This window comes from Kribbella sp. HUAS MG21 (assembly GCF_040254265.1).
In the GTDB taxonomy this organism is placed as follows: Bacteria; Actinomycetota; Actinomycetes; order Propionibacteriales; family Kribbellaceae; genus Kribbella.
In genome coordinates, this window is sequence record NZ_CP158165.1 from 3,385,952 (window position 1) to 3,400,127 (window position 14,176).

General features: G+C 69.8%; 12 protein-coding genes. 4 read left to right on the top strand and 8 right to left on the bottom strand.

Features of this window, described 5'->3' with window-relative positions:
- Window positions 1-166 precede the first annotated feature (166 nt).
- From ABN611_RS16560 to ABN611_RS16570, 3 genes are read left to right on the top strand one after another with little or no spacing between them, the layout of a single operon-like run.
- Complete coding sequence (locus tag ABN611_RS16560; protein ID WP_350280769.1) at window positions 167-2,392, top strand: molybdopterin cofactor-binding domain-containing protein; 2,226 nt, start codon at window positions 167-169, stop codon at window positions 2,390-2,392.
- Window positions 2,393-2,400: 8 nt separating this feature from the next.
- Complete coding sequence (locus ABN611_RS16565) at window positions 2,401-2,883, top strand: (2Fe-2S)-binding protein (protein WP_350280770.1); 483 nt, start codon at window positions 2,401-2,403, stop codon at window positions 2,881-2,883.
- A complete protein-coding gene (locus tag ABN611_RS16570) occupies window positions 2,876-4,003 on the top strand; it encodes an XdhC family protein (protein ID WP_350280771.1) in 1,128 nt (375 codons plus the stop codon). Before ABN611_RS16565 ends, ABN611_RS16570 begins: the two co-directional genes overlap by 8 nt.
- On the opposite strand, the gene ABN611_RS16575 is transcribed toward ABN611_RS16570, so the two are convergent.
- The 6 genes from ABN611_RS16575 to rarD form a co-directional block, all read right to left on the bottom strand.
- Complete coding sequence (locus ABN611_RS16575; RefSeq protein WP_350280772.1) at window positions 3,990-5,300, bottom strand: cytochrome b; 1,311 nt, start codon at window positions 5,298-5,300, stop codon at window positions 3,990-3,992. The two genes, ABN611_RS16570 and ABN611_RS16575, sit on opposite strands and share 14 nt — an antisense overlap.
- Window positions 5,301-5,420: 120 nt before the next feature.
- Window positions 5,421-5,876: a cupin domain-containing protein gene (locus tag ABN611_RS16580; RefSeq protein ID WP_350280773.1), complete on the bottom strand. Its 456-nt coding sequence runs from the start codon at window positions 5,874-5,876 to the stop codon at window positions 5,421-5,423.
- Between the two features lie 238 nt (window positions 5,877-6,114).
- The gene (locus ABN611_RS16585) at window positions 6,115-7,458 is read right to left on the bottom strand and encodes an MFS transporter (protein WP_350280774.1); all 1,344 of its coding nucleotides are present in this window, start codon (window positions 7,456-7,458) and stop codon (window positions 6,115-6,117) included.
- A gap of 68 nt (window positions 7,459-7,526) precedes the next feature.
- Window positions 7,527-8,003 (bottom strand): Rrf2 family transcriptional regulator, encoded by a 477-nt coding sequence (locus ABN611_RS16590; RefSeq protein WP_350281651.1) that lies wholly within the window; start codon window positions 8,001-8,003, stop codon window positions 7,527-7,529.
- 79 nt (window positions 8,004-8,082) lie between these two features.
- On the bottom strand, window positions 8,083-10,140 hold the full coding sequence (locus ABN611_RS16595) for a PhoX family phosphatase (RefSeq protein ID WP_350280775.1): 2,058 nt from the start codon (window positions 10,138-10,140) through the stop codon (window positions 8,083-8,085).
- Between the two features lie 98 nt (window positions 10,141-10,238).
- Complete coding sequence (gene rarD, locus ABN611_RS16600; RefSeq protein ID WP_350280776.1) at window positions 10,239-11,156, bottom strand: EamA family transporter RarD; 918 nt, start codon at window positions 11,154-11,156, stop codon at window positions 10,239-10,241.
- 109 nt (window positions 11,157-11,265) lie between these two features.
- Between rarD and ABN611_RS16605 the strand changes: the two genes are divergently transcribed.
- On the top strand, window positions 11,266-12,018 hold the full coding sequence (locus tag ABN611_RS16605; protein ID WP_350280777.1) for a TIM barrel protein: 753 nt from the start codon (window positions 11,266-11,268) through the stop codon (window positions 12,016-12,018).
- Here ABN611_RS16605 and ABN611_RS16610 read toward each other — a convergent pair.
- Complete coding sequence (locus ABN611_RS16610; RefSeq protein WP_350280778.1) at window positions 12,015-13,439, bottom strand: hypothetical protein; 1,425 nt, start codon at window positions 13,437-13,439, stop codon at window positions 12,015-12,017. The genes ABN611_RS16605 and ABN611_RS16610 overlap by 4 nt on opposite strands.
- Window positions 13,436-14,143, bottom strand: coding sequence for a SigE family RNA polymerase sigma factor (locus tag ABN611_RS16615; protein ID WP_350280779.1), 708 nt, complete (start codon window positions 14,141-14,143; stop codon window positions 13,436-13,438). Before ABN611_RS16615 ends, ABN611_RS16610 begins: the two co-directional genes overlap by 4 nt.
- Between the last annotated feature and the right edge of the window lie 33 nt (window positions 14,144-14,176).

A 14,176-nucleotide genomic window follows, 5' to 3' on the forward strand; every position in this document is an offset into this window, starting at 1 on the left:
CGTTCGCAGCTTCGCTCAAGCACGGAGGACCCACATGGTCGAGCGCATGGCCGGACACCGACGTTCGTCGCAGTCATCGAGCGGGGAGGTTGCGGACGGGCGTGGCCTGCTGGGCCGGCGGCGCGTTCTCGGGTATTTGATTGCCGCGCCAACGCTGGCGGTCGGTGTGAGCTGGGCGGCGGGGTCGGCGGATCCGCGCACCGCCGATGCGGCGATCCCCTCGTTGCCGCAGCCGGAGAACATCTTCGATCTCGGTGATCTGCAGAACCTCGCGGCCGCGCCGACGTCCGGGCTGATCACCGTGGAGATCAAGGGCGACGGGACCGCACATTTCGCCGTACCGCGGTGCGAGGTCGGGCAGGGGATCACCACCGCGTTCGCGATGATGGTGGCGGAAGAGCTGGATCTTCCGATGAGCAAGGTCGAGATCACCCTCGCCGACGCGCGGCCGGAGCTGTTGATGAACCAGCTCACCGGCGGGTCGAACTCGATGCGCAGCATGTACCTCCCCGTGCGTACGGCGGCCGCGATCGCCCGGCAGCGCCTGGTCGAGACGGCCGCGGAGCGCTGGGGCGCCGAGCCCGCCGAGCTGACCACCCGCAAGGGCGTGGTGAGCAGCCCGGGCGGCCGGACGGCGTCGTACGGCTCGCTGGCCGAGGCCGCGGCGAGCGCCACGACGATCGCGGTGTCCGCTCACCTCAAGGACCCCTCGGAGTTCAAGATCCTCGGCCGGCCGCGGACCCGGGTCGACGCGCTGGACAGCATCACCGGGCGCAAGCAGTTCGCGATGGACCTCCAGGTGCCGGGCGCGAAGCCCACCATGGTGGCCAGGCCGCCGACGATCAACGGCACGCTGCGCTCGATCAACGACCTGGCCGCGCTGAAGGCGATGCCGGGGATCACCGACGTCGTGGGCATCACCCACGGTGTCGCGATCCGCGGCGAGACCTTCGGGCAGTGCATCGACGCGATCCAGCAGGTCGACGCGACCTGGGGCCCGGGCACGGTGGACGACGAGTCCGACGCGACCGTGCTGGCGAAGCTGCGCGCGGCCCAGCTGCCGATGACAGTCCCGCCGCTGCTGGCGAAGACGATCGACGCCGAGTTCGTGTTCGCGTTCGCCAGCAACAGCCCGCTCGAGCCGGACTGCGCGATCGCGGACGTCCGCCCGGACAGCGCCGAGATCTGGTCCTGCCTCAAGGTACCGATCGTCGCCCAGACCGACATCGCCAAGCAGCTCGGCCTGCCGCTGGACGCCGTCAAGGTGCACGTCACCCAGGGCGGCGGCTCGTTCGGCCGGCACCTGTTCCACGACGTCGCTGCCGAGGCGGCGGAGATCTCGCAGAAGATGGGCAAGCCGGTCAAGCTGTCCTGGTCCCGGACCGACAACTTCCGGCAGGGCCGCACGCACCCGATGTGTACGTCGCGCGTCCGGGTGAACTACCTGGGCGGCAACGTGCTCAGCTACGAGCAGCGGCACACCAGCGTGGAGACCGACTTCGGGCACGGCCTCGGCGAGATGATCACCGCGTACGCGGCGGACCTGCCGGTCGCCGGCAACCTGTCGTTCGCGCAGACGATCTTCGCGCTCACCCAGACGTCGCCGTACAACTTCGGTGTCACGACCCAGCTGCTCAACGAGATCCCGCTGAAGTTCAACACCGGCAGTATGCGCAACATCTACTCGCCGAACGTGGTCTGCGCCGAGGAACTCATGGTCGACCAGCTCGCCGCGAGGATGGGCCAGGACCCGGTCCGGTTCCGGCGGAACTTCCTCAAGGACCAGCGGCTGCTCGCGGTGCTGAACAAGGCGGCCGAGGTCGGCGACTGGGGCAAGGCGATGCCGAAGGGCACGGCGCAGGGCGTCGGTGTGCACTCGGAGTACCGTGCCGCGGTCGCGACGCTGGTCGAGATCGACTGCCGGCCGGAGACGGTGAACCGGCCGGTCGAGGGCGAGGGTGTGACCGGTCCGCGGGTGACCAAGGCGGTGATCGTCGTCGATCCCGGGTTCTGCATCAACCCGCGGGGTCTCGAGGCGCAGATGATCGGCGGCCTGCAGGACGCGATCGCGCTGGCGCTGACGTCCAGCCTGCACATCAAGGACGGCATCCCGCTCGAGGGCAGCTGGGACAACTACTTCTACACCCGGGAGTGGAACTCGCCGCTGGATGTCGAGGTGGTGATCATGCCGAACACCAGCGAGAGCCCGAGCGGCGCCGGCGAGCTCGCGGTGGCGCCTGCGTTCGCCGCGGTCGCGTGCGCGTATGCCCGCGCGACCGGCACGCTGCCGACGTTCTTCCCGATCAACCACGGCAAGCTCGGGTTCGAGCCGCTGCCGTTGCAGCCGTCCACCCCGCAGTCGCCGACCGACGGCCTCGACCACACGTTCTGAGGAAACCCATGCCAACGCACACCTTCAAGCTCAACGGCAAGCAGATCAGCGTCGAGGCCGCGGACAACGTCCGGTTGCTGTGGGTCCTGCGCGACCTGCTCGGCGTCACCGGACCGAAGTACGGCTGCGCGATCGAGGTCTGCAAGTCCTGTACGTCGCACATCAACGGCAAGGCGTTCAATCCGTGTTCGGTGCAGGTCAAGGACATCGACGCCGCGGACGAGGTGACCACGATCGAGGGGCTGCCGGCGACGGTCGGCAAGGACCTGCACCCGATGCAGGAGGCGTGGCTGAAGTACGACGTGTCCCAGTGCGGGTACTGCCAGCCCGGCCAGATCATGGCCGCGGTCGCGAAGGTCCGGCAGGCAAAGGCGGAGGGCCGCGAGCTCACCGACGCGGACCTCGACGAGCTGCGCAACATCTGCCGGTGCGGGACGTACTCCCGGATCCGCGACGCGCTGAAGGCGGCCGCGGAGGACATGGGTGCGTGACGTCCTCGCGCACGTCGGCCGGTGGTCTGGTGAAAGGTTCGCGCTGGCGACCGTGATCAGTACGTTCCGCTCGGCGCCGCGGCCGCCGGGCGCGACGATGGCGGTGTTTGCCGACGGTGTCGTGGTGGGCAGCGTGTCGGGCGGTTGCGTCGAGTCGGATGTGTACGAGGTGGCGCTCGAGGTCATCCGGACCGGGGTGCCGGCGGTACGGCGGTACGGCGTCTCCGACGAGGACGTGTTCGCGATCGGGCTGACCTGCGGCGGCGTGATCGAGGTCCTGGTGGAGCCGGTCGACCCGGTGACGTACGCGGAGTTCGCATCGGTTGCCGCCGGCATCGAAGCGGGGCGACCGGTGGCGGTGGCAACCGTCGTCACGGCGGGGGAGACGTTGGGGCGGCGCCTCGTCGTCGAGCCCGATCGGGTGCTCGGCAGTCTGGGCGATGCGGGGCTCGACGCGGCGGTGGTCGAGGACGCGGTGGCGATGCTCGACAGCGGGACGACCGCGATCCGGCGGTACGGCGAGCGCGGCGAGTGCCGCCGTACGGACGTCGCGGTGTTCGTGCAGGCGCTCACGCCGCCGCCGCGGATGTACGTGTTCGGCGCGATCGACTTCGCGGCGGCGGTGGCGCGGGTCGGGAAGTTCCTCGGGTACCACGTGACCGTGTGCGACGCGCGTGCTGTCTTCGCCACCCGCGCCCGGTTCCCCGAGGCGGACGAGATCGTGGTCGACTGGCCGCACCGGTTCCTGGCCGGCGTCGAGGTCGACCGCCGTACGGCGTTGTGCGTGCTGACCCACGATCCGAAGTTCGACGTACCGCTGCTGCGACTGGCCTTGCGTACGGATGCCGGCTACGTCGGCGCGATGGGGTCACGGCGTACGCACGACGACCGGGTCGCGCGGCTCCGGGAGGCCGGCGTGACCGAGGACGAGCTCGCGCGGCTGTCGTCGCCGACCGGGCTGGATCTCGGCGCGAGCACCCCCGAGGAGACGGCGATCTCGATCGCGGCCGAGATCATCGCGACCCGGAACGCCGCGAGCGCGCGCCCGTTGTCCACGACCGCGGGCCGGATCCACGGCGGCGCGGCGGCCGCCGTGGATCCGGGACTCACCGTGCGGTGAGCTGGCGTGTCGACGGGCGGTGATCCTCGACGTACCCGCCGCTCGGCAGCCGCACGATCCGGCCGGTCTCGATACCGTGTTCGGCGACGTCCTTGTCCTGTTGCCGGAGGCCGAGGCAGATGCGGCGGGTGATCCAGAGTGCGGCGGGCGGACCAACGATCAGCAGGACCTGGAACACCCGCAGCAAGGTGTTGACCGAGAGATGGAACTGCAGCGCCATGGTGTCGGCGCCCGCGGCCGCCCACAGGACGCCGTAGAAGGTGATCCCGGCGACGCCGATCCCGGTGCGGGTCGGGTTGTCGCGCGGCCGCTCGGACTGGTCCTTCGGTACGCCGATCAGCCGCTCCTCGAGGAACGGGTAGACGGCGACGATCACGAGGAACAGCGTGCAGGCCGCGACCGGCAGCAGCACCGCCAGGCTGATCGTCTTGCCCCACCACACGACCTCCCAGCCCGGTGCCAGCCGGAGCGAGCCGTCCAGGAAGGCGAGGTACCACGCCGGGCCGACGCCGGCGGAGGTGTCGGCGGGATCGGCCGGGCCGTAGAGCCAGACCGGGTTGATGGTCGCGGTCGCGGCCATCAGCACCGAGACCCCGGCCACGAAGCAGAACAGGCCGGCGCTCTTCACCGCGGCGACCGGGGACTTCCGCTTCGCTCGCTTCGGGCTGTGCTTGAGCGCGAGCACCGCGACGGCGACGAACAGCGCGACGATGAGCAGCGGCAGTACGACGATGTGCAGCGGGTAGAACCAGGTGAGCACGTTGCCGGGGAACTCGCCGCCGAACAGCAGGTACGACAGCGCCGAGCCGATGACCGGGGTCGCCTGCAGCACACCGTCCAGGACGGCGAGGCTGGTCCCGGACGCCATGTCGTCCGGCAGCGACGTACCGGTGAGGGCGGCGCCCAGCGTGACGATCAGCAGGCTGAAGACGACCAGCCAGTTGAGCCGCCGCGGCCGCCGGTACGAGCCGCTGAAGAACAGCCGCAACAGGTGCAGCGTGATCGCCGCCACCATGATCAACGTGGCCCAGTGATGGATCTGCCGCACCAGCAACCCACCACGCGTCTCGAACGTGATCGCGAGCGTCGAGTCCAGCGCCCGCGACATCTCGGTCCCGCGCAGCGGCCCGTACGGCCCGTCGTACACCACCGGCGCTGTCGACGGCTCGTACTGCAGCGTCAGCACCACCCCGCTGAGCACGAGCACCACAAAGCTGTAGAACGCGATCTGGCCGAACAACAACGACCAGTGATCCGGAAACACCTTCGCCCGCAGACTGCCCCATCGACTCTGCATGCCCGACCTCCCTCGGTCATACATACGACCCCGCAGCACCCCGGACTGTGACATCCCGTGTCGCACCTCACGCCCAGCCGCCTGACCAGTTGCTGCCGGTCGCCGAACGGTCGCTGCAGGTCAACGCCCTTGCCAGGCGGGGCTTTCGACGTAGTGGTTGTCGTAGAGGGTGCTGGTCTTGGCTACCTCGGGCCAGGTGGTTTCGCCGCGGTAGGCGGACTCCAGGAGGCGGTAGTAGCCGAAGCGGGGTTTGGCGTGGGTGAGGACGAAGAGGACCTCGGCCGCCTCGTCACCCGCAGCCTCGAAGGCGTGTGGGGTGTTGGGCGGGACGTGCAGGAAGTCGCCCTGCCCGAGCTCGAGGATCTCGGCGCCGACCAGTACCCGCAGCGTGCCTTTCAGCACGAAGAACAGCTCAGCAGCCTCACGATGCAGATGTGGCGGAGCACCTTCCTTGCCGGGCTGGAAGACCGACCGGTGGCTGGTCAGGTGCCCGCCGGTGTCCGGTACGTCGGCCAGCAGGCTGACGCCACTTGCTGCCAACTGCTCAGCCTCACCGGCACGAATCAGAACGGTCATAGCAAATCTCCTTCGAAGATGAATTTCGGGCGGAGCCACCTAGCTCCTCGTGATGCCGGCGCTCCGCTTCGTCGAGTCGTGGGTTCTGGCAGCGCGCGGGCAGCCACTTTCCACGACTGGGCGAACGGGCCCGGAACCTTTGTCCACGACTCGGCGACGACGCCCCGTGGGTGGGGTTGGGTTGGGGAGGATTTCCCTCCCGGAGAGGGAAGAAATGCTCCCCAGATTGGTGGACTCTTCAGGGCGTGGGGACGAGCGCGGGGGTGCGGCGGCCGGTTAGGGCTGTCAGGGCAGTCAGGGCTACGCCGGCGGCGGTGATGAGGATGGCGGTGCGGAGGCCGGTGAAGGCGTCGGACTGGTTGGCGATCGCGACCAGGAGGGCGAGGCCGATCGCGTTGCCGACCTGTTGGCCTGTGGAGGCGGCGCCGGAGCCTATGCCCTGGTGTTCGGGAGCTACGCCGGTCGACGCGGCGGCGTACATGGTGGTGAATGCGCTGCCTTGGCCGAGGCCCAGGATCAGCAGCGCCGGGACGATGGCGGCGTACGACGCGCTCGTCGAGATCGCCAGGCCCAGCCACGCGACCCCGACCGCGGCGACGGCCAGGCTCGTCGCGAGCGTCACGTGCAGGCCGAAGCGCGTCGCGACCCGGCCGCCGAGGTTGGCGCCGACGAAGATCGCGACCGTCGGCACCAGGTACGCGAGCCCGGTCTGCAAGGCGTTGTACCCGTGCACGTCCTGGAAGTAGAGCGTCTCGAAGTACAGCAACGACCCCAGCGTCGCAGCGAACAGCGCGATCACGGTAACCCCGTTCCGCAAGCTCCGGATCCGCAGCAATCCCAACGGCAGCAAGGGATCCGCCGACCGCGACTCGATCATCACGAACGCCACCAGCAGTACGACGCCAACCCCGCCGGCGAGCAGACTCGCAGCGTTCCACCCGGTCGCCGGCCCCTGTACGAGCGCGAACACCACCGCCGTGATCCCCGCGGTCGCGGCCACAGCACCAGGTACGTCGAACCGCCGCCCGCTCCGGGTCCCGCCGTCACGCGGAATCAGCACCACCGCGGCAACGACCCCGGCAGCCGCCAGCGGAACGTTCACGAAGAAGATCGCCGGCCAGCCGAACGCCTGTGTCAGTACGCCGCCCAGCAACGACCCGAGCGCCATACCGCTGCCACCGGCCGCGCCCCAGACCGAGAACGCGCGGTTGCGTTCCCGCCCTTCGGCGAACAGCGTGCCGATCAACGACAGCGTCGCCGGGGCGAGGACGGCACCGCCGAAGCCCTGCACCGCCCGGGCGCCGACCAGCAGCCCGGGTTCGGTCGCGAGCCCGCCGGCCAGCGACGAGACGCCGTACAGGCTGAGGCCGAGGACGAACATCCGGCGCCGGCCGAGCAGGTCGGACATCCGCCCGCCGAGCAGCAGGAAGCCGCCGAACACGACGGCGTACCCGCTCACCACCCATTGCAGGTTGTGGGCCGCGAACCCGAGCTCGCGGCCGATGTCGGGCACGGCGACGAACACGATCGTGTAGTCGATCGCGATGATCAGCTGCGCGAACGCGAGCAATGCGAGGATCATCGACTTATTCAGGATATTAGACATCCAGAATCAACTCCTGGCGAAAGAGCGCGAAAGGGGAAGGAAGATCAGGACTTCAGGTTGGCGAACCGGTGGCGCGCGTTGTCCGGCGCGTTCGGGTGCAGGCGGACCACTTCGGCGGCGATGTCCGCGATCGACCGGCCCGCCAGCTCGCGGCGGTAGGTCAGCTCGGCGCCGCGCATCGCCTGCGAGATGATGCAGATCCTGGTGTAGTCGACCCGGGCGTCACCGCCCGGACCGTCCTTGAGGATCTCCGTGCACCGGAACGCGTCGTCCGGCCCGTCGATCGCGACGACGATGTCGAGCAGCGAGATGTCGCGCGGGTCGCGGGCGAGCTGGAAGCCGCCCTTCGGTCCGGAGACCGAGGTGAGGATGCCGGCCCGGGTGAGCGCCTGGAGCTGCTTGTTCAGGTACGCCGTGGGCAGGTCGTAGAAGGCCGCGAGCCGCTTGGCGGTGACCGCCTCGCCGGGCACGAAGCTGAGATTCACACAGCTGTGCATCGCCCACTCGACGCCCTCGTTCATCTTCACAACCTGGATACTAAATGTCCTAGATACCGCCGGTCAAGAGGCCCGGCACCACAGGCGCCGGGCCTCTCGGGGATCAGCTGCCGACGCGGCCGCCGTCGCGGCGCCAGACGCAGGCGATCGCGGGGCGCGGGAACGGGTCGGTGTGCGGCCAGGTCGAGGTGGGCTTCTCGAAGGTCGCGTCGTCGGTCTCGCCCGGGTGCTGGACGGCGACGAACGCGGTCTTGTCGTCGTCGGACACCAGCGGGCCGCAGGCCTCGGCGGCGAACGGGACGGACAGGAACTGCTTCACCTGGCCGCGGTTCGGGCCGGCCACCGGGACGGTGAAGATGCCGTCGTTCGCGCCGAGCACGTTGCCGTCGGTGGAGATCCACAGGTTGCCGGAACCGTCGAAGGCGACGTTGTCCGGGCAGGAGATCGGGCTGACCTTCGACTTGTCGAAGCCGCCGAAGTACGTCTCCTGCGCGGCCGGGTCGCCGCAGACCAGGAACAGGGTCCAGCCGAAGCCGGTCTTGCCCGCGTCGTCACCCTCCTCGCTGAGCTCCAGGATGTACCCGTTGCGGTTGCCGGACTTCTCCACCAGCGGCCCGTCGAGCGTGTCGCGGACGTGCGACTTGGCCAGCGGGTTCGCCTCGTCGACCGGGAAGGTGCCGCCGCGGTTGGAGTTGTTGGTCAGGGCCGCGTACACCCGGCCGGTCAGCGGGTTGCGCTCGATGTCCTCCGGACGGTCCATCCGGGTCGGGCCGACCTTGTCGGCCGCCAGCCGGGTGTTGATCAGGACCTCGGCGACACTCATCCCGGGGACGAACGACTCCGTGTCCGAGGTGAGCGGGATCCACTGGCCGGTGCCGTCGTACAGGCCGTCGCCGGCGCCGTCACCGGTGAACTTCGCCACGTACAGGGTGCCCTCGTCGAGCAGGCCGAAGTTCGCCTTGCGGTTCTTCGGGTCGTACTTGCCCTTGGAGACGAACTTGTAGATGTACTCGCCGCGCTCGTCGTCACCGGTGTACGCCGCGATCCGGCCGTCGGCGGTGAAGGTGATGGTGGCGCCCTCGTGCTTGAGCCGGCCGAGCATGCTGCGCTTCTTCGGCGTCGAGGCCGGGTCGTACGGGTCGACCTCGACGATCCAGCCGAACCGGTACGCCTCGGTCGGGGTCTTGGTCAGGTCGAACCGCGCGTCGACCGTGCTCCAGCCCTTCTGCGTCGTCTTGGTGGTCGGTACGCCGTACCGCTTGAAGCTGGTGACGTGCTCGGCGGCGACGGTGCCGGAGACGTCGAAGTACCCCTGGAAGTTCTCCTCGCCGGACAGGATCGTGCCCCACGGCGTCACGCCGCCGGCGCAGTTGCCGATCGTGCCGAACGCCTTCTTGCCGACCCGGGCGTCGGCCGCGGCCGGACCGGTCACCTCGAACTCGGTGCTCACGGTGATCCGGCGGTTGTACTTCGGCAGCGACTTGTCGCGCTTCCACTGACCGCTGCGGCCGACCCGCTCGATGCCGACGACGGCCATGCCGTGCGCGGCCATCGCGATCTTCTTGGTCGTGATGTCGTCGTACTTGCCGGTCGGGAACATCAGGGACTCGTCGGTGTACTCGTGGTTGCAGACCAGCAGCGCCTTCCGGTCGTCCCGGAGCGGCACGACCATCGTGTAGTCGTTGTTGTACCCGAACTGCTTGGCCTGCGCCTCGGGCGTCTGCTTGTTCACGTCGAACTTCGGCGCGCCTGGCAGCACCGGGTCGCCCCAGCCGATGATCACGGCCTGCTCGTAGCCGCGCGGTACGACGATGTCGTCCTGGCGGTTCGGCGGTACGACGCCGTGCGTCAGCTCACCGCGCTGCGGGAAGCCCGGGAAGGAGCCGCTGCCCGAGCCGGCGCCGCGGCCGGTCTGGTCGGCGATCGCGGGCGCGTTGACGGCCAGCGTGGCGACGCCCGCGGCGCCGACGCTGGCAGCGCCGATGGCCAGCACCTTCCGGCGGCTGAACGCGGACCGCATGACACTCTGGATGTGCTCGTTCCCGGAGGTGTTCGGCTCCGGGTGGTCGCACTGGTTGGCGCACTTGTGCTCGCAGGTGCGGAAGGACCGGGAGCCGTGGCGGGTGCCGAGCTGGCTGATCAAAGGCAGAAACTTGGTCACGCGGGTGACCCTAGGGAAGCCGGGAACTCTCCCAGTGAAGCTCAGGTGAACGTCTGACGGCTTAGGTTGCCCTTACTGAGCGAAGAGCAGTCGAACAATCACACTGCGGAAGCGGTGACCGCGGCCCGCTCGAGCGCCAGCGTCCGGCGCCGGGTGTGCATGCTGTCGAACGTGAACAGCGCCAGCGCGACCCAGACCAGCCCGAACCCGGCCCAGCGCATCGGCGACATGTGCTCGTGGAAGACCAGCAGGCCGCAGATGAACTGCATGATCGGCGCGATGTAGTTCAGCAGCCCGAGCGTCGTCATCGAGACCCTGGTGGCGGCCGCCCCGAACAGCAGCAGCGGTACGGCGGTGATCGGTCCGGCGAGCAGCACCAGCACGAGGTACGCCGTACCGTGGTCGGCGACGGTCGCGTCGCCCCGCAGGCCGAGGACGACGATCGCCGCGACCGCGAGCGGGACGACGGTGCCGGACTCGACGGCCATCCCCTCGATCGCGCCGGCGCCCGCCTGCTTCTTCGCCAGCCCGTAGAAGCCGAACGAGAACGTCAGGATGATCGCGACCCACGGCGGCCGGCCGTTCTCGATGGTCAGCCCCACGACCGCGACGAACGCGATCCCGAGCGCCGCCCACTGGACCGGGCGGAGCCGTTCCTTCAGCACGAAGACGCCGAGCAGCACCGTGAACAGCGGCGTGATGAAGTACCCGAGCGAGGTCTCCACGACGTGACCGTTGCCGACGCCCCAGATGTAGGTGCCCCAGTTCGCCGAGATCAGGAACGCCGCCGCGATCAACGGCCACCGGCGGCGCGGCTCGGCGAGCAGGGCCTTCACGCGACCGAACTTCCGCAGTACGGCGACCAGGAGGACGACGGTGACCAGCGACCAGAGCACCCGGTGGGCGAGCAGCTCGACGGCGCCGGAGTGGTCGAGGAGCTTCCAGTACAGCGGGAACAGGCCCCAGATCAGGTAGGCGCTGAACCCGTAGATGAATCCTCGTCGCAGTTCCGGCACGGCGTTCAGCGTAGGCCCGCGCGACAGCCGCATCCAACTGGTTTGCTCATGACGTGAGACACGCTGGTGCGATGCGGTTGGATAGAGGGGTACAGACGAGGAGGCACGCGTGGGTGTGAGGACCGGTCTGGTCTCGGTGACGTTCCGCCAGTTGGCCGTCGACCAGGTGGTGGAGACGGCGGCGAAGGCCGGGCTCGCGGCGATCGAGTGGGGCGGTGACATCCACGTCCCGCTCGGCAACCTGGTCAACGCCAAGCGGGTCCGCAACCTGACCGAGGTGCACGGGCTGCAGGTCGCGGCGTACGGCTCGTACCTGCGGGCCGGCAGCGTCGACCGCGAGGAGATGCGCTCAGCGGTCGCCACCGCCGAGGCGCTCGGCGCGCCGCGGATCCGGGTCTGGGCCGGCAACGTCGGTACGGCGGACGCGGGCGTCGGCGACCGGATGGCGGTGACGCGCGGGCTGGCCGAGCTCGCGGACATGGCCGCCGGTGCGGGGATCGAGATCGCGATGGAGTTCCACCGCAACACGCTCACCGACGAGGTCGACTCCACGATCACGCTGCTGCTCGACGTCGGCGCGCCGAACCTGACGACGTACTGGCAGCCGCCGGTCGACCTGGACGACGAGAAGTGCCTGCAGCAACTGGAGGCGCTGATGCCGTGGCTGAGCACGGTGCACGTGTTCTCCTGGTGGCCGTCCAACACCCGGCTGCCGCTAGCGGCCCGCGAGTCGCTGTGGCGCCCGGTTCTCGACCGCCTCGCCGCCGAGCCGCGCGAGATCAACGCGCTGCTGGAGTTCGTGGCGGACGACTCTACGGAGCAGTTCTCTCAGGACGCGGCTGACCTGCACAGCTGGGTCTAGTCGGCTAGATAGATCGCCAGGATCAGCGTGCCCTGCGTGGGTTTGCCCTCGGTGACGGTCAGCGTGGCGCGGTCGGCGGGGCCGGGGCCGTGCGGGTCCCAGCCGACGCCGAGGCCGCCGATGCCGGGCGCGATGCCGACGCCCGTCTCGGTCTTGCCGATCGTGAGGTCGGCGCGGAACTCGCCGGCGCCCAGGACCGAGCCGCCGTACGCGACGACGTACGGCTGGTCGGCCGGGGTGTCGACGGACAGGCGCCGGTCGGTGCCGGGCGCGGACTTCACCTCGGCGAGGCGGTACCGGTACCCGGCCACCTCGGTCCGCTCCGGGAACGGCACCCCGTCGACGACGCGCTGCGGCCCCTGGAAGTAGACGCCCAGCCCCAGCCGGACGTCCGGCGGTACGGCGGGTCCGTTCGCGCGGGTCGGTACGACCTGTGCGAACACGTCGACGTTCTGCCCGGCCGGGGCCGGTGACGCGATCGTCAGGCTGCTGCCGCTCGCGGCGTCCGTGGAGTCCGCGTGGCAGGTGGAGACGTACGGCTTGCCGGAGCCGATCCGCATCGACACCGAGTACGGCGGGTCGAGGCCGGCCGAGCGTGCGTTCGCCGTACAGAAGTCGTGCAGCACCAGCTTGGCGCCCGTCGAGGTGAAGCTGAACCGCAGTTCCTTGACGCCGGGGTCGGCGACCTGCGCGGCGGCCAGGGTGTCGCCGCCGATGGTCTTGCGGTAGACCACACCGTCCTTGCGATAGGCGTCCGCCTCCGCCGGGGCGATCCGGGCCGGTGCGCCGTTGCTGGTCGGCGGTTCCGGCGAGGTGGAGTAGATGCCGAACCAGATCCGGCCGCCTTCCTCGACGGGACGACGGGTGTTCAGGTCGACCATCTCCGCGGTGACCTGCGCCGGTTTCCCGACCGGGGACGCCAGCCAGAGGGCCGCGTCGGGCGCGATCCTGACCTGGCTGCCCATCGCCCAGGAGTCCGGGCCGGTGGCGCAAACTGCGTCGCCGACGTACCAGCCGTCGATCGTGAAGGTGACCATCGCGCTGCCGCCGGGCGACGAGCAGTCGGCGTGGATCGCGAGGGAGTCCGTGGTCGGGGTCCAGGAGAACGACAGCTTGGTCTGGTCGTGGTCGCCGACCCACGGTTTGAGCAACTTGTCCTTGCCGACCACGCCCGGCACGGTCTGGCCGTCGCGGGTGTAGTCGGCCGGCGGGGTGTCGGCCGGGGGTGTTGTCGAGGTCAGGCCGGGGAGGAGGCCGGCCGCGACGGCAGCCAGGACGGCGGTCACGCCGAGCGCGGTGAACGCCCGGCGGCGCTTGGTGCGGCGGACCTTCTGTCGTACGCCTGGGAGCAGGTCGGTTGCGTGCTCGTCGGCGGAGGTGGCGCGGGTCGCGAGCTCGTCGCGCAGGTCCTGGAGGTTCATCGCGGGGTCTCCAGTTCTGCCGGGGTAGTGACGGAGGGGTCTAGGCGGAGCTTGGCGAGGGCCTTGGCGGTCTGGCTCTTCACGGTGCCGACGGTGCTGCCCATCAATCGGGCGGTCTCGGCCTCGCTGAGGTCCTCGTAGAAACGCAGTACGACGACCGCGCGTTGGCGGCGGGGGAGCCGGCCGATCGCGTCCCAGAGGTCGAGGCCGTCCTCGCCGTCCGGGGTGGGAGTTTCCGGCATGTCCGCGGTCGGGATCTCACCGTTCCAGCGGCGGCGCCACCAGGAGGAATACGTTGTCACGAGGATCCGCCGGACGTACGGTTCCGGGTTGTCCGCGTGGATCCGCGACCAGTGGAACCAGGCCTTGGCCAGCGCGGTCTGCACGAGGTCCTCGGCCAGCGCGTGGTCGCGGGTCAGCAGGAAAGCGGTGCGCAGCAACACCCGCGAGCGTGCCGCGACGAATGCGTCGAACGTCCCGGTGTCGCTCTCGTCGCTCTCGTACACCACTCTCACCCCCGTCACCCGCACCCCGTCCACCCGCGAACTATTCACCCACGCCGCCACCGCGGCCGCCGCCACCGGGGCCGCCACCGGGGCCGCCACCGGCGGCGCCGCCACGTGCGCCGTCGTCACGCCGTCGTCGATGCTCACACCCTGCTCGACCACCTGGCCCGCCCGGACGGTTGCCTGCTCCCGGAACATTCGCGACAAGCGGCGGGGTCCCGGAACAAGGTA

Coding starts and splice junctions, on each gene's coding strand:
- ABN611_RS16565 (WP_350280770.1), top strand. CDS start 2,401: ATGCCAACGCACACCTTCAAGCTCAACGGCAAGCAGATCAGCGTCGAG.
- ABN611_RS16575 (WP_350280772.1), bottom strand. CDS start 5,300: ATGCAGAGTCGATGGGGCAGTCTGCGGGCGAAGGTGTTTCCGGATCAC.
- ABN611_RS16580 (WP_350280773.1), bottom strand. CDS start 5,876: ATGACCGTTCTGATTCGTGCCGGTGAGGCTGAGCAGTTGGCAGCAAGT.
- ABN611_RS16585 (WP_350280774.1), bottom strand. CDS start 7,458: ATGATCCTCGCATTGCTCGCGTTCGCGCAGCTGATCATCGCGATCGAC.
- ABN611_RS16590 (WP_350281651.1), bottom strand. CDS start 8,003: ATGAACGAGGGCGTCGAGTGGGCGATGCACAGCTGTGTGAATCTCAGC.
- ABN611_RS16610 (WP_350280778.1), bottom strand. CDS start 13,439: ATGAACCTCCAGGACCTGCGCGACGAGCTCGCGACCCGCGCCACCTCC.
- ABN611_RS16615 (WP_350280779.1), bottom strand. CDS start 14,143: ATGTTCCGGGAGCAGGCAACCGTCCGGGCGGGCCAGGTGGTCGAGCAG.